Here is a 15,509-nt window from a genome sequence, read left to right as displayed (position 1 = left end):
GTCAATCCTTTCTTAAATTGTTGTCAGATTCAGAAACCTGTTCTTTTTTGGGCGGAAGATAAATATGAACGGATTCAATTCTGTTTCGTTCCGCTTTGTCCACTACCAGTCGTATGCCGGATTCTGTAGTAAGAGATTCTCCCTGTTCGGGGAAACGGTCCAGTTGTTCAATTATGTAGCCGCCTATGGAATCGTAATCTTCGGATTCGATGTCCAGGTGCAGAGTTTCATTTAAATCATCCAGCCTTGCAGAGCCAAGAGCCACATATTCCTGATGAGGAATAATTTCTGTTAAATCCTCTTCCTCTTCTGTATCGTATTCATCGTGAATATCTCCTACGATTTCTTCAATGAGGTCCTCCAGCGTAACAATACCGGAGGTTGCACCATATTCGTCCAGAACTACGGCAAAGGATACGGAATTGGCCTTCATATCCATCAGAAGTTCGGATGTCTTCTTATATTCATAGGTGAAATAAGCTTCTCTTAAAAGTTTTCGGACAGAAAATCCCTTTTTTTCTGTAAGCAGAAGGTCTTTCATATTAATGATACCGATAATATTGTCCGTGGTGTCCTCAAAAACAGGAAAACGGGTATGTTTTTCTTCACGGAACAGCTGAATTAAATCTTCATAGCTGCTGTTAACATCCGCAAAAGTTACATCAATACGGGGAATCATAACGTCCTGGGCCTGAGAGTCACCAAAGTCGAATACATTGTAAATCATGCGTCGTTCTTCGCTTTCAATGACACCTTCTTCATGGCCTACATTTACCAGCGTACGAAGTTCGTGTTCCGTAATGGTGTTTCCTTTTACACTGTCATCTACCCGCATCAGCGTCAATACACCGTGGGCCAGGCCGTTTATAATAAAAATCACGGGTGTGAGAATAATCATAAGCAGACGAATGATTCTGGCATAGGCAAGAGCCATTTTTTCTGCATGAAGGGTGGCGAGAGTTTTGGGCGTAATCTCTCCGAAAATCAAAACCAGAAGAGTAATAATACCGGTACTGATACTCACTGCCGCATTGCCGAACAGACGCATGGTAATGGTCGTGGCCAGAGAGGAGGCTGTGATGTTTACGATATTGTTTCCGATTAAGATTGAACTCAGGAGCTTGCCGGAATCTTCTATCACCTTGAGAAGTGTTTGGGCTTTTTTGTCACCCTGCTCAGCAAGAGACTGAATACGAATTTTGTTTACGGTTGTCATAGAAGTTTCTGCTGATGAAAAGAATGCCGAAAGGCAAATCAAAAGAATCAGAATCAGAAACTGTATGGCGTCACTGGAATCCAATAGTTTCAACTCCTTTTAAAATAAATTACAGCTTAACCAGCTATTAAAACTAATATACATGATTTTAAAATAGAATGCAAGAAAAGGGAGAAAAAAGTTACTTTTAGGGGGTGTCGGAAAAGGAAAAACTGTGCTATACTTATCAAAATAAGGAAAAAAACAGGAAATGCCTTCAGAATCATGAAAACAGAGAAGCAGAAGGGAACAGGTAAATGAACAGAAATAAAAAGAATTTACATAAAAAAGTAACAGCCAATGTACTGGGACTTACGTTGGCTTCTGTAGTAGCGGCAGGTGCGGTAACGGATGTGACAGTGCCGGTATTTGCTGCCCAGCAGACACAGGAAAAGGAAAAAACAGCAGCAGCTTCCGTATATGTAAACGGAGAGGCAGCGGCAGATGAGAAAGCAGACGGCAGTACAAAGAAAAATGCAGTTTCCTCGTTGGAAAAAGCTTTGAGCCTTGCGGGGGACAAAGGCACTGTTCTGGTGTGCGGTACCGTAACGGTCAATACGGAGCAAAAACTTATCATTCCGGCAGGTGTTTCCATCAAGCGCGCAGAGGGCTTTACCGGCGCACTGGTGAAAGTAACCGGAAAGGGCAGATTGACGGTTGTGGGAAATCAGCTCTCAGCTTCTGATGTAGATACTTCCGCAGCAGAAGCCGGCAAAAATGCCTTTGTGACGGGACAGGCAGAAGAGACAAAGAAGAAAGGTACTGTGGAGATACCATCTCAGGTAACGGTGGCTTCTTTGGAAGAATGGAAAAACTTTCAGTTTTCTGTAGCCGGATTTTCAGGAGAGGGAACCTTTGCATGGCAGGATAAAGCAGAACCTTCTGCTTATGAATCTTCCCTGCAGGTGGTTTTTACGCCAAAGGACACAGAGCAGTATGACTATACGCAGGTATCCGGGTGGGATAAAGATACAAAGACAGTGGTCAAAACCGTAAAAGTAACAATAGAGGAACTGAAGCCCCAGGAAAAACAGGAGGGGGCGGTTACCATACCGGCGCAGGTGAATCTGCAGAAAAAGGCAGAGTGGACAGCCTTTGATTTTGCAGCAGCCGGCTTTACGGGAACCGGAAGCTTTGCCTGGGAAAATCAGGCGGAACCGGAAGCTTATGAGACAGAGAGAAAAGTTGTATTTACCCCTTCCGATACAGAGGAAAAAGATTACAGCCAGGTATCCGGCTGGAATGAAGAGACAAAGACCGTTGTCAGAACCGTGAAGGTGGTAACCGAGGAACTGAAAAATCCGGAATCGGAAACCAAGCCTGAGGACAATACAGAGAAGCCGGGAGACAGTGCTAACAAAGAGGATACCGAAAATCCGGAGAGCGGTACCGATGAAGGAAACACCGAAAAACCGGAAGACAGCACAGATAAAGAAGATGAGGTTCAAAAGCCGGAAACTCCCCAGGACAACGGGGAAAAAGACGAAACAGATAAGACAGACAGTGAGGATAAACAGGAAGGCAAAGAAGATTCTGACAAGGTTGTCATTACTCCTGTAGAAGAGGAAAAAGCACCGGAGAAAGAGGAAACAACCGAAGAAAACGTGGACTACAGCGCAGAACAGGGCAAGACAGGAGAAGTAGCCGATAAAGCACCGGAGGCAGTTCCGGTGGGAAGTCTGATAGATGAAGCCACAGGGGTACAGGTATCCGGAGATTTCCTTCCGTTTTATGTGGATTTGCAGGTTTCCTATAATGACGCAGTCAGTGAGCTGCCGGATGCGGGAATCGGAGAAATTCTTTCCGCATATGAATTAAAACTCTGGGATTTAAAGGAAAACGAAGAGTATAAACTTCCGGAAGGCGAAAAAGTAAAAGTGCTGATTCCGCTTCCGGAAAATGCAAATTGCTATTCAGAGTTGTCTATTGCCCATTATCTGGGGAATAACGAATACGAATATTTCGTATTTGACCGTGACGGAAAAGTGGGAAATATGTCTGTGGAGGAAGTGGATGGAAAAGAGTACCTTTCCTTTGAGACGGCCTCTTTCAGCCCCTTTAATGTAGGGGGACATCAGATTGTAGGTCCGGGAACCAGCAGCAATAATCACAAGCCTTCCACAGGTACTGCTGCAGGCTCTTCCGGAAGTACTGCAGGAGGGACAACGACAACCCAGACAACGCAGAATTCCGGAACAACGGGCACGGCTGCAAATACAAATACACAGTCTTCAGCTTCTACTGCAAAGAAGAGCAATACTAAGGTTATCCGTACGGTAAAAACAGGCGATGAAAATAACATTATGACATATCTCCTGGCAGGAGGAGCGGCAGTTGTACTGGCAGTGATAGCTATTATTCTGGGAAAAAAGAAAAAATAGAGTGTGACAAAGAGTCATGTTTTTCAAACCCTTCCATATATTTAACATATGGGAGGGTTTCTCTATGGAACAGACAATGTCAAAAAATGCAAAACCTCTGCTGATGATGAAGGCTCTTGTGCTGGCTTATGCTGTAACAGGGATACTGCTGCTTGTGCTGGCTTTTCTCCTGTATAAGCTGGGGCTTGGAGAGAGCCAGGTAAACCTGGGAATTATGGTGATATACATATTGTCCAGCCTGTTGGGCGGCTTTTATATGGGAAAAAAGGTGAAAATCCGAAGATTTTTATGGGGCATGGGTCTGGGCGTGGGATATGCCTGTCTTTTGACAGCTGTAACTTTTCTCACAGAGCACCAGATGCGGGGCGACATGAAAGAAATGGCGCTGCTGTTTTTTCTCTGCACCATTGGGGGAGCTCTGGGCGGTATGCTTTCCTGAAAGGCCTGAAAGAATCCGGGAAAGAAACACTTGCCTGGCGATACCAGCTATGCTATAATACTGCCAGATGTATATTATATCTTAAAATCTAATACATATGGAGGAATATGTGATGAAACATATCAAAACATTAAATACAAAAAGCTTACAGAACACCGTGAAAAAAGGTGGATGCGGAGAATGTCAGACATCTTGCCAGTCCGCATGCAAGACATCCTGTACAGTAGGAAACCAGAGCTGCGAACACAAATAATCAGAGGACTCAGGCAGCTTTTACATGCGAGGAGCGAATGAGGGCAGCGGTATAAAAGCCGCTGCTCATTTTTTGCAGGGACAAAATTTTAAGAGCAGAAGACAAGAGAAAGGGGAAACACGGTGATTCATCGTTATAAAAATAATGGCTACAATCTTGTACTGGACGTCAACAGCGGCTCCGTACACGTAGTAGATGAGTTGGTCTATGAGATAATCGGATTGTTAGACCAGGGAAAACAGGAAACAGAAATTTTAGAAGCCTTAAAAAGCACGTATAAGGAAGAAGACATCCGCACAGCCTGCGGCGAGATTCGGGAGCTGAAAGACGCAGGTATGCTTTTTACAGAGGATATTTACAGAAACGCCATTGAACATTTCAAGGAAAGAGAAACGGTGGTAAAGGCCCTGTGCCTGCACATTGCCCATGACTGCAATCTGGCCTGCAGATACTGCTTTGCGGAAGAAGGGGAATACCACGGACGCAGAGCTATGATGTCCTATGAAGTAGGAAAACAGGCTCTGGATTTCCTGATTGCCAATTCCGGGAACAGAAAGAACCTGGAAGTTGATTTCTTTGGCGGAGAGCCGCTGATGAATTGGGATGTGGTAAAGCGGCTGGTAGAATACGGAAGAGAACAGGAAGAACTTCACAATAAAAAATTCCGTTTTACACTGACAACCAACGGCGTCCTTTTAAATGACGAAATTATGGAATTTGCCAATAAAGAAATGGCCAATGTGGTTTTGAGTATTGACGGAAGAAAAGAGGTTCACGATTTCATGCGTCCGTTCCGCAAAGGGGCAGGCAGCTATGATTTAGTGGTGCCGAAATTTCAGGAATTTGCCAAGAGCAGAGGGGAAAAGAGTTATTACGCAAGAGGAACCTTTACCCGTCATAACCTGGATTTTTCAGAAGACGTGCTGCACCTGGCAGATTTGGGATTTGACCAGATTTCTGTGGAACCGGTGGTGGCAGACGAGAAAGAAGCATATGCTCTGCAGTGGGAAGATGTACCGAAAATCTGTGAAGAGTATGACAAGCTGGCAAAAGAAATGATAAAACGGAAGAAAGAAGGCAAAGGATTTAATTTCTTCCACTTTATGATAGATTTAACAGGCGGTCCCTGTGTGTACAAGCGTTTATCCGGCTGTGGTTCCGGTACGGAATACCTGGCTGTCACTCCGTGGGGTGATCTTTATCCCTGCCATCAGTTCGTAGGAGAAGAAAAATTCCTTATGGGCAATGTGTGGGATGGTGTAAAGCGCACGGATATCTGCAGTGAGTTTAAAGACTGCAATGTATACGCAAAGGAAAAATGCCAGAATTGTTTTGCAAAATTCTACTGCAGCGGCGGCTGTGCGGCAAACTCCTACAATTTCCACGGTTCCATCAATGACGTCTATGAACTGGGCTGTGAATTACAGAGAAAACGAGTGGAATGCGCCATTATGCTGAAAGCGGCAGAGGCAGAAGAAGCAGAATAAAATCTAAGAAAAAGAAGGGAAAAACAATGAAGAAAAGCAGAGGAGTACTGGTATTGGTGCTGACTGTTATCGTTACGGCGCTTCTGATTTTTACCACTGCAGTGGGCTTTGGTCCTACGGGTACAGGTGCCGCAAAGAATATTAAGACAGGTCTGGATTTGTCCGGCGGTGTCAGCATTACTTATCAGGCGTCAAAAGAATCACCTACGGAAGACGAAATGTCAGATACTATTTATAAACTCCAGAAGCGTGTGGAGCAGTACAGTACAGAGGCGCAGGTTTACAAAGAAGGGGATAACCGCATTATCGTGGAAATTCCCGGTGTAACCGATGCCAATAAGATTCTGGAAGAACTTGGGAAACCAGGTTCCCTGTATTTTATTGCCCACAAGGATTCTGAGGGCAACGAAAACTATAGTTATGACACTGCAACGGGAGAATATAAGCTGAACAAAACCATCGAAGAGATTGAGGCAGACGGCGGTATTGTTCTGACCGGTACAGATGTAAAGGACGCTAAAGCAGCTGTATCTCAGGATGACCTGAGCAATAAGGTGAATGTGGTCAGTCTTTCTTTTACAAAAGAGGGAACAAAGAAATTTGCCGAAGCTACGAAAAGTGCATATGAAGCGGGAAAAGACAGTATTGGTATTTATTATGACGGAAGTTTTGTCAGCGTTCCTAATGTACAGTCTGAAATCAAAGACGGAAATGCACAGATTGATGGTATGGCCAGTGCAGAGGAAGCAGAAAATCTGGCTTCTACCATTCGTATCGGCGGTCTGAAACTGGAACTGACGGAACTGCGTTCCAGTGTGGTTGCAGCACAGTTGGGGGAAGAAGCTATTTCCACCAGTTTGCTTGCGGCAGCCATTGGTCTTGCTTTGATTATTCTCTTTATGATTGTTGTGTATCGGATTCCGGGTCTGGTGTCCGGTATTGCCCTGATTATTTATGTGTGTCTGGATTTGATTGCTTTAAATGCCTTTGACCTGACACTGACGCTGCAGGGCATTGCGGGTATTATTCTTTCCATTGGTATGGCTGTGGATGCAAACGTTATCATCTATGCCCGTATCCAGGAAGAAATTGCAGCGGGGAAAAGTGTGAGAACCGCGCTGCAGAACGGTTTCAAAAAGGCATTTTCTGCTATTTTTGATGGAAACATTACTACATTAATCGCTGCTTTTGTCTTAAACTGGATGGGCTCCGGCTCTGTCAAGGGATTTGCACAGACATTGGCTCTTGGTATTGTACTGTCCATGTTTACTGCACTGGTGATTTCCAGGTATGTGATGTACGCGGCTTATGCAGTAGGAATCAAAGATGAGAAATTCTACGGAAAGAGAAAAGAGAGAACGCCTATCCGCTTCCTGCAGAAAAAGAAAGTTTTTTTTGCAATCTCAATCCTCATGATTGTAAGCGGTCCCATTGCTATGATGGCCTTTAAGGGAAGCACAGGAGAAGCGCTGAAATACAGCCTGGAATTTAAGGGCGGTACCTCTACAAACATAACCTTTAATGAGAATATGTCTATTGCGGACATTGATTCCCAGGTAACGCCTCTGGTAGAAGAAATAACGGGAGACAAAAATGTACAGGCTACAAAAGTCGTGGACAGCAATCAGGTCATTATCAAAACAACGACTTTGAACGTAGAACAGAGAGAACGTCTGGAAAATGCGTTGGTAGATGAATTTGGCGTAGACGCCAAAAAGATTACATCAGAGAGTATTTCTTCTACGGTCAGCAGCGAAATGCGTACAGATGCGGCAAAAGCGGTAATTATGGCAACGGTGCTGATGCTGCTGTATATCTGGTTCCGTTTCAAGGATATCCGTTTTGCCAGCAGTGCGGTTCTTGCCCTGATACATGACGTATTGGTTGTGTTTGCATTTTATGCCATTGCCAGAGTATCCGTGGGCAATACTTTTATTGCATGTATGCTGACCATTGTGGGTTACTCTATCAATGCAACGATTGTTATCTTTGACCGTATCCGGGAAAATCTGGCTGCAGGAAGAAAGAAAGAAGATTTGGAAACCCTGGTAAACGCCAGCATTACACAGACGCTTACCAGAAGTATTTACACTTCACTGACCACGTTTATTATGGTATTCCTGCTGTTTATTGTGGGAGTTTCTTCTATCCGCGAATTTGCCCTGCCTCTGATGGTAGGCATTGTATGCGGCGGTTACTCTTCCGTATGTATTACAGGAGCCCTGTGGTATGTGATGAAGACAAAAATAAAGAAACAGAAATAGAATTTCAGACGGGAGGCTGCTGCAGGAAATGCGGCAGTCTCTTTCCTGTTTAGAAAATACAGAAGCGGAGGAATTTATGGAAAAATGGGTAGTGTCTGCCAAGAAGGCAGACTTTCAGCAGATTGCAAATAAATTTGGGATAGACCCGGTGGTGGCCAGACTTATCCGGAACAGAGAACAGATTACCGATGAGGAAATCGATACTTATCTGCACGGGAAAATAACGGAGCTTCATTCCTGGAAGCTGTTGAAAGGAATGGAGTCTCTTCTGGACATCCTGACAGAAAAAATCAAAGAGCAGAAAAAAATCAGGATTATCGGAGATTATGATATTGATGGTGTTTGTTCTACTTATATTCTTCTAAAGGGGCTGAAGCGGGCCGGGGCAGCAGTGGATGTGGATATACCGGACCGGATGAAAGACGGCTACGGTATCAGCCGGGAACTGATTGATTTGGCAAAAGAAGTCGGAACAGATACGATTATTACCTGCGACAACGGCATCAGCGCCATAGAGCAGATTGCCTATGCAAAAGAGCTGGGCATGACGGTGCTGGTGACGGACCATCATGAGGTACCTTATGAAGAACAGGAAGACGGAAGTATCCGTACGTTTCTGCCGGATGCAGATGCCATTGTCAATCCCAAACAGGAGGACTGCGGTTATCCTTTTAAGGGAATCTGCGGGGGCATGGTAGCTTTTAAAGTCATTTGCGGCCTTTATGAAAAACTGGGAATTCCTTTTAAAGAAGCGGAAGAACTGATTCCTTTTGCAGCCATTGCCACGGTAGGGGATGTGATGGATTTGGTGGATGAAAACAGGATTTTGGTGAAGGATGGACTCAGAAGACTGCAGAATCCGGAAAATGAAGGTTTAAAAGCTCTGATACGGGTCAATAATCTGGAAAACAGAGAAATCACGGCATATCACATCGGATTTATTCTGGGCCCCTGTATGAATGCCAGCGGCCGGCTGAGCACAGCAAAAAGGGCATTGCAGCTTCTGCTTTCTCAGGATGTCAAAGAAGCCTCTGTACTGGCGGAAGATTTGAAGAATCTCAACGACAGCCGGAAGGATATGACGGCAAAAGGGGTTGAACAGGCAGTGGAACTGGTGGAAACTACGGATTTGCTTTATGACCGGGTGCTGGTTATCTATCTGCCGGATTGTCATGAAAGCCTGGCCGGGATTATTGCCGGGAGAATCCGGGAGAGATACACACGGCCGGTATTTGTACTGACACGGGCGGAAGAGGGGGTGAAAGGCTCCGGGCGTTCCATTGAAGCGTATCACATGTTTCAGGAAATGGTAAAGTGTAAAGAACTGCTGACAAAATTCGGAGGACACCCTATGGCTGCAGGCCTTTCCCTGCCGGAAGAGAATGTGGAAGCCTTTCGCAGAAAATTAAATGAAAACTGTGTGCTGACCCAGGAGGATATGATAGAAAAAATTGTCATTGACGTGCCTATGCCCATGTCTTATGTGACGATTCCTCTGATTCGTCAGCTTTCCCAGCTGGAGCCTTTTGGAAAAGGCAATACAAAGCCGGTGTTCGCACAGAAGAAGCTGCGTTTTGCAGATTGCAGAGTATTCGGGAAAAACAGAAATGTGGTAAAGATGCAGGGGAAAGACGAATTTGGATTTACAGCAGAGTGTATCTGGTTTGGCGATGGGGATGGCTTTCTGGAAAAACTCCGGGAAAAAGAGTGCTGGGATGTGATTTATTATCCGTCTGTGAATGTATTTCGGGGACGGGAAAGTATAGAAATGGTGATTCAGAATATTCGGTAAAAATAAAATTTGATTCTGCCAGAAAAAGATGATATACTAAACCACATAAAAATCTGATATATGACAGGATTCGATATAAAGGGCAGGGAGAGAACATGGAAAATTGTAAAGAAAAGAAAATAGAAGAGTATGTAAGAAGTATTCCGGATTTTCCGGAGGAAGGTGTGATATTCCGGGATGTTACCAGTATTTTGCAGGACGCAGACGGTTTTGCTCTGGCTGTGGATTCCATGCAGAAGCTGCTGGAGGACAGCAAAGTGGATGTCATTGTGGGAACGGAGTCCAGAGGATTTATTTTTGGAGCACCCATTGCGTATAATTTACATAAGCCTCTGGTGCTGGTTCGGAAGAAAGGAAAACTGCCCTGTGAAACGATTGAGCAGAGTTATGAACTGGAATACGGCAGCGCCGTGGTGGAGATGCATAAGGATTCCATCAAACCGGGACAGAAGGTAGCCATTGTAGATGATTTGATTGCCACAGGCGGAACCATTGAAGCAGCAGCGCACATGGTAGAAGAACTGGGCGGCGAAGTTGTGAAAATTGTCTTCCTTATGGAACTGGCAGGATTAAAGGGAAGAGAACGTCTGAGCAAATATAATGTTGCATCAGTTATTCGTTATGAAGGAAAATAAAATCAGGTGATGAACGAGAGGTGATGGTTGCGTGATGGAAGAGAAAAGAGAGTCCACCCTGGGAGAAGAGGAAGTAGAAAAAATCAGACAGGCAGACGCCAATGTAAAGACAATGGAGGATTTTACCAGTCCGGAGGTTCTGTATAAAGAACTGATTTCCAGTGTCAGGAAATACCATCCGTCTACGGACATTTCCATGATAGAAAAAGCCTTTAACATTGCCAATAATGCCCATACAGGACAGGTGCGTAAATCCGGAGAACCTTATATCATTCATCCGCTCTGTGTGGGAATTATCCTGGCAGATTTGGAACTGGATAAAGAAACCATTGTGGCGGGCCTTCTCCACGATGTAGTAGAAGATACGGTTATGACTTCTGAGCAGATACGAGAAGAATTCAGTGCAGAGGTGGAACTTCTGGTGGATGGCGTTACAAAACTGGGACAGTTGAATTATTCAGCAGATAAGGTGGAAGTACAGGCGGAAAATCTGCGTAAGATGTTTTTAGCCATGGCAAAGGATATCCGCGTTATCCTGATTAAGCTGGCAGACCGTCTGCACAATATGCGGACGTTGAAATATATGCCGCCTCATAAGCAGAAGGAAAAAGCCAGAGAGACCATGGATATCTATGCACCCATTGCTCAGCGGCTGGGTATTTCCAAGGTGAAAATCGAACTGGATGATTTGTCTTTAAAATACCTGCACCCGGAAGTCTATTATGAACTGGTGGAAAAAATCAATCTGAAGAAGAGCGAACGGCAGGCTTTTATTGACCAGATTGTGGGCGATGTACGCAGCCATATTGACCACGCGGGTATTCATGCGCAGATAGATGGCAGAATCAAACATTTTTTCAGTATTTATAAGAAGATGGTGAATCAGGATAAAACCCTGGACCAGATATACGATTTGTTTGCGGTCCGCATTATTGTGGACACGGTGAGGGACTGTTATGCAGCGCTGGGGCTTATCCATGAAATGTATAAGCCTATTCCCGGCCGGTTTAAAGACTATATTGCCATGCCGAAGCCCAATATGTACCAGTCTTTGCATACCACACTTATCGGTCCTACGGGACAGCCTTTTGAGATTCAGATTCGGACCTTTGAAATGCACCGGACTGCAGAATACGGTATCGCGGCCCACTGGAAATATAAAGAGGTTTCCAATAACGGAAAAGTCAGTGTTACACAGTCGGAAGAAGAAAAAATGAGCTGGCTTCGGCAGATTCTGGAATGGCAGAGAGATATGTCTGACAATAAGGAGTTTTTAAGTCTGTTAAAGAGTGATTTGGATTTATTTTCCGAAAGTGTGTATTGCTTCACCCCTGCAGGGGATGTAAAGACTCTGCCAAATGGCTCTACGCCTATTGACTTTGCCTACAGTGTCCACAGCGCAGTGGGCAATAAGATGGTAGGGGCGAGAGTGAACGGCAAACTGGTACCCATTGAATATGTGATTAAGAACGGAGACCGGGTGGAAGTTATCACTTCCCAGAATTCCAAAGGTCCCAGCCGGGACTGGCTGAAAGTAGTAAAAAGCACCCAGGCCAAGAATAAGATTAACCAGTGGTTCAAGCAGGAATTAAAAGAAGATAATATCCTGAAGGGCAAGGAAATGCTGATACAGTACGCAAAAGTAAAAGCAGTTGCTCTGGGGGAAATTCAAAAACCCAAATACCAGGAAGCGGTTATGAAGAAATACGGTTTCAGAGACTGGGATTCTGTGCTGGCAGCCTTAGGCCATGGAGGCTTAAAGGAAGGTCAGATTATCAACAAGCTGCTGGAAGTCTATAATAAGGACCATAAGGCAGAGCTGACGGACGAAAAGGTGCTGGAGGCTACGGCAGAGCATAAAGAGAAGCTGCATATCGGAAAGGCCAAAGGCGGTATTGTGGTAAAAGGTATTCACGATGTGGCTGTGCGGTTTTCCAAATGCTGCAATCCCATTCCGGGAGATGAAATTGTGGGATATGTAACCAGAGGCCGTGGGGTAACCATTCACCGAACCGATTGTATCAATGTGATGAATATGTCTGCAGAGGATAGGAACCGTCTGATTGATGCGGAATGGCAGGTGCCGGAACAAGAGACGGAAGAGCGTTACATGGCAGATTTAAATGTGTTTGCCTATAACCGCACCGGATTGATTGTGGATATTTCCAAGATTTTTACAGAGCGGAAAATTGATATTTCGGCACTGAATACCAGAACCAGCAAACAGGGAGTGGCAACGATTAATATTTGTTTTGAAGTCAAAAGCAAGGAAGAGCTGAACAGTTTGATTGAGAAAATCAGGCAGATAGACAGCGTTAAGGATATTGAGCGTACTGCCGGTTAAGGAGTTTTGTATGAAGAATCTGATATTGAGAGGAATCGTGGTTGGGCCGGTACAGACCAACTGTTATTTTCTGAAACATAAAGAAACAGGGGAACTTGTTATCGCAGACCCGGGAGCCGAAGCTGAGAGAATTATTTATGCGCTGGAAAAACTGCAGGGAAAGCCAGCGGCCATATTGCTTACCCATGGTCATTATGACCATATCTGTGCAGCTAATGAACTGAGAGAGCATTACGGAATTCCGGTTTATGCAGCGAAGGCAGAGGAAGGGCTGTTGGCAGATACATACAGCAATCTGTCTGCAGACTGGTCAGGCGTGCCGTATACGGTAAAGGCGGATGTGTACCTGGAGGACAGCGCTGTTTTTGAGGCAGGCGGCTTTTCTGTAAAAATGCTGCTGACTCCGGGACATACACCGGGTTCCTGCTGTTACTGGATAGAAGACGAGGGTGTCTGTCTTAGCGGTGATACTGTTTTTTGCGGAAGCTGCGGCAGAACCGATTTGCCGGGAGGCAGTATGAGCAGCATGCGGCAGAGTTTAAACCGTCTGCTTCATCTTCTTCCGGGCAGCACAGAAATTTATCCGGGACACGGAGAAGCTACAGATGCAGAATTTGAGAGAAAGAATAATCCTTATCTGTAGAAAATAGAGAGAAAGAGACCAACGTATATGATTGGAATTGCGTTTAATCAAAGAGAATTTGAATATGATGCCTATACCCTGGTGAAGGCCTTTTATCCCCAGGAAGACATAGAGATGTATTGTACCGCGGAGGAGGAAACCAGGGCATATGACAGGTTGATTTCCATAGAATATGGAGAAAAGGTGAAAATCCGTCTGAAGTTTGCCGGAAAAGAGCAGGAAGATTTTTTGCCTTACGATGAAACAGAAGACAGAAAAACAAGAAAAAATAAATTAAAACAGGTGCTCTATAAGCTGTTGGTGCAGGAAACGGGACAGGCGCTTCCCTGGGGAAATCTGACAGGAATCCGTCCCACGAAGATTGCTATGGGGCTGATAGAGTCCGGTATGAGCAATGCACAGACCGCAGAATATATGAGAAATACCTATTTTACCAGCAACGAAAAGACAGCGCTGGCCATTGCCATTGCCAATCGGGAACGTGATATTTTGAAGGATATTGACTATGAAAAGGGCTACAGTCTGTATGTGGGGATTCCTTTCTGCCCCAGTATCTGCCTGTACTGTTCTTTCAGTTCCTCTCCATTAGAGCGATGGCGGGAAAAAGTAGACAGTTATCTGGATGCTCTTTTGAAAGAGTTGGACTTTATTGCCGAAGCCATGAAGGACAGAGTGCTGGATACCATTTATATCGGAGGAGGAACGCCAACAACCTTAGAGCCTTATCAGCTGACCAGGCTGCTCGGACATATTCAGGCAAAATTTCCGGTACATCAGGTAAAAGAATACACCATTGAAGCCGGGCGTCCGGACAGCATTACCAGAGAGAAACTGGAGGCCATCCGGAAGTTTCCCATCACCAGAATTTCCGTAAATCCCCAGACCATGAACCAGGTGACTTTGGATATTATCGGAAGAAAGCATACGGTGGAGGATACGCGACACGCCTTCGCTTTGGCGAGGGAATGTGGATTTGATAACATCAATATGGATTTAATTGTCGGTCTTCCGGGAGAACAGAAGGAAGACGTACGGCATACACTGGAAGAAGTGAAAAAGCTGAATCCGGACAGTCTTACCGTCCATTCACTGGCAGTAAAACGAGCGGCACGGCTGAAGCTGTTTCAGGAGCAGTACCGGGAAATGGGACTGGAGAACAATCAGGAAATCATGGATATGACTATGGAATACGCCAGATCCTGTGAGATGTCTCCCTATTATCTGTACCGTCAGAAAAATATGTGCGGAAATCTGGAAAATACCGGCTATGCAAAAGTTGACAAAGCCGGAATTTACAATATACTTATAATGGAGGAGAAACAATCGATTCTGGCGGCCGGTGCCGGTGCGTCTACCAAATATGTATTCCAGCACGGAGCGCGTATTGAACGGACGGAAAATGTAAAAGATGTGGCAGGCTACATCAGCCGCATCGATGAAATGATAGAACGGAAAAGAGTCGGAATCGAGACATGGCTGAAATGAGTGAAAAGATTATCCGCTATGACCTGGAGACAGAAATCAATCATGGGATACAGGTCAGCAATCTGGCTTATAAGACGGGAAGGCAGATGAGCCTTGCAGAAGATGTGTGCTATGAACTGGCTGTGGCAGGCATGCTTCATGACATCGGAAAGCTGCGGCTTTCCCGGTATGTGTCCGGAGATAAAAATCCCCTGGTAATTGAAGAAATCAAATATGTCCGCAGACATACCCAGCTGGGATATGAAGCACTGAAAAACAAAGGATATTCTTCCTTTGTTCTGGAAGCAGTTTATTACCACCATGAGAATTTTGACGGCAGCGGTTATCCGGAAAATCTGCGGGGAGAGGAAATCCCTTTGGGAAGCCGGATTCTGCGGGTATGCGACACTTATGCAGCCCTTACGGAGAAACGCCCTTACCGGGACGCCTTTGACAGCCAGACGGCTGTCAGGATGATGATAGATGAAGTGAAAAATTTTGATATGCAGATATTTCTTGCATTTCAGAGAGTCGTCCATGAATCATAAAAGA

General features: G+C 45.0%; 12 protein-coding genes. 11 read left to right on the top strand and 1 reads right to left on the bottom strand.

Translation table 11 applies throughout. From position 1 onward, the window contains the following. Position 1: 1 nt before the first annotated feature. On the bottom strand, positions 2–1,300 hold the full coding sequence (locus WKT17_RS00160) for an HlyC/CorC family transporter (RefSeq protein WP_173748767.1): 1,299 nt from the start codon (positions 1,298–1,300) through the stop codon (positions 2–4). Between the two features lie 212 nt (positions 1,301–1,512). On the opposite strand from WKT17_RS00160, the gene WKT17_RS00155 reads away from it, so the two are divergent. From WKT17_RS00155 to WKT17_RS00105, 11 genes are all read left to right on the top strand, one after another. Then, positions 1,513–3,636, top strand: a complete 2,124-nt coding sequence (locus tag WKT17_RS00155; protein WP_291681189.1) for an LPXTG cell wall anchor domain-containing protein — start codon at positions 1,513–1,515, stop codon at positions 3,634–3,636. 64 nt (positions 3,637–3,700) lie between these two features. Next, positions 3,701–4,075, top strand: coding sequence for a TIGR04086 family membrane protein (locus WKT17_RS00150; RefSeq protein ID WP_173748765.1), 375 nt, complete (start codon positions 3,701–3,703; stop codon positions 4,073–4,075). A gap of 112 nt (positions 4,076–4,187) precedes the next feature. Next, positions 4,188–4,328, top strand: a complete 141-nt coding sequence (gene scfA, locus WKT17_RS00145; protein WP_022461131.1) for a six-cysteine ranthipeptide SCIFF — start codon at positions 4,188–4,190, stop codon at positions 4,326–4,328. Between the two features lie 122 nt (positions 4,329–4,450). Continuing rightward, positions 4,451–5,815 carry a thioether cross-link-forming SCIFF peptide maturase gene (scfB, locus tag WKT17_RS00140; protein WP_291681188.1) on the top strand — a complete coding sequence of 455 codons (1,365 nt, stop codon included), beginning with the start codon at positions 4,451–4,453 and terminating at the stop codon, positions 5,813–5,815. Positions 5,816–5,841: 26 nt separating this feature from the next. Beyond that, positions 5,842–8,079 (top strand): protein translocase subunit SecD, encoded by a 2,238-nt coding sequence (secD, locus tag WKT17_RS00135; RefSeq protein WP_330027124.1) that lies wholly within the window; start codon positions 5,842–5,844, stop codon positions 8,077–8,079. Between the two features lie 76 nt (positions 8,080–8,155). Continuing rightward, positions 8,156–9,871 (top strand): single-stranded-DNA-specific exonuclease RecJ, encoded by a 1,716-nt coding sequence (recJ, locus tag WKT17_RS00130; RefSeq protein ID WP_340271772.1) that lies wholly within the window; start codon positions 8,156–8,158, stop codon positions 9,869–9,871. Positions 9,872–9,966: 95 nt separating this feature from the next. Further along, positions 9,967–10,506 (top strand): adenine phosphoribosyltransferase, encoded by a 540-nt coding sequence (locus WKT17_RS00125; protein WP_291681185.1) that lies wholly within the window; start codon positions 9,967–9,969, stop codon positions 10,504–10,506. A gap of 34 nt (positions 10,507–10,540) precedes the next feature. Continuing rightward, complete coding sequence (locus tag WKT17_RS00120; protein WP_173748760.1) at positions 10,541–12,850, top strand: RelA/SpoT family protein; 2,310 nt, start codon at positions 10,541–10,543, stop codon at positions 12,848–12,850. Between the two features lie 10 nt (positions 12,851–12,860). After that, positions 12,861–13,493: an MBL fold metallo-hydrolase gene (locus WKT17_RS00115; protein WP_173748759.1), complete on the top strand. Its 633-nt coding sequence runs from the start codon at positions 12,861–12,863 to the stop codon at positions 13,491–13,493. A gap of 27 nt (positions 13,494–13,520) precedes the next feature. Next, entirely contained in the window at positions 13,521–14,978 is a 1,458-nt protein-coding gene (gene hemZ, locus WKT17_RS00110) for a coproporphyrinogen dehydrogenase HemZ (RefSeq protein ID WP_173748758.1), read from the top strand. Continuing rightward, positions 14,966–15,505, top strand: a complete 540-nt coding sequence (locus WKT17_RS00105; RefSeq protein ID WP_173748757.1) for an HD-GYP domain-containing protein — start codon at positions 14,966–14,968, stop codon at positions 15,503–15,505. The genes hemZ and WKT17_RS00105 overlap by 13 nt, the downstream gene beginning before the upstream one ends. Positions 15,506–15,509: the final 4 nt, after the last annotated feature.

This window comes from Blautia sp. HCN-20427, assembly GCF_037890365.1.
In the GTDB taxonomy this organism is placed as follows: Bacteria; Bacillota; Clostridia; order Lachnospirales; family Lachnospiraceae; genus Blautia.
Note: the sequence above shows the minus strand (reverse complement) of the source record. Positions and strands in the feature narration are given on the sequence as shown.

Bases quoted from the DNA above. Each gene is read 5' to 3' on its own strand.
- WKT17_RS00150 (WP_173748765.1), top strand. From the start codon at position 3,701: ATGGAACAGACAATGTCAAAAAATGCAAAACCTCTGCTGATGATGAAG.
- WKT17_RS00125 (WP_291681185.1), top strand. From the start codon at position 9,967: ATGGAAAATTGTAAAGAAAAGAAAATAGAAGAGTATGTAAGAAGTATT.
- secD (WP_330027124.1), top strand. From the start codon at position 5,842: ATGAAGAAAAGCAGAGGAGTACTGGTATTGGTGCTGACTGTTATCGTT.
- hemZ (WP_173748758.1), top strand. From the start codon at position 13,521: ATGATTGGAATTGCGTTTAATCAAAGAGAATTTGAATATGATGCCTAT.
- scfA (WP_022461131.1), top strand. From the start codon at position 4,188: ATGAAACATATCAAAACATTAAATACAAAAAGCTTACAGAACACCGTG.
- recJ (WP_340271772.1), top strand. From the start codon at position 8,156: ATGGAAAAATGGGTAGTGTCTGCCAAGAAGGCAGACTTTCAGCAGATT.
- WKT17_RS00155 (WP_291681189.1), top strand. From the start codon at position 1,513: ATGAACAGAAATAAAAAGAATTTACATAAAAAAGTAACAGCCAATGTA.
- WKT17_RS00115 (WP_173748759.1), top strand. From the start codon at position 12,861: ATGAAGAATCTGATATTGAGAGGAATCGTGGTTGGGCCGGTACAGACC.
- WKT17_RS00120 (WP_173748760.1), top strand. From the start codon at position 10,541: ATGGAAGAGAAAAGAGAGTCCACCCTGGGAGAAGAGGAAGTAGAAAAA.
- WKT17_RS00105 (WP_173748757.1), top strand. From the start codon at position 14,966: ATGGCTGAAATGAGTGAAAAGATTATCCGCTATGACCTGGAGACAGAA.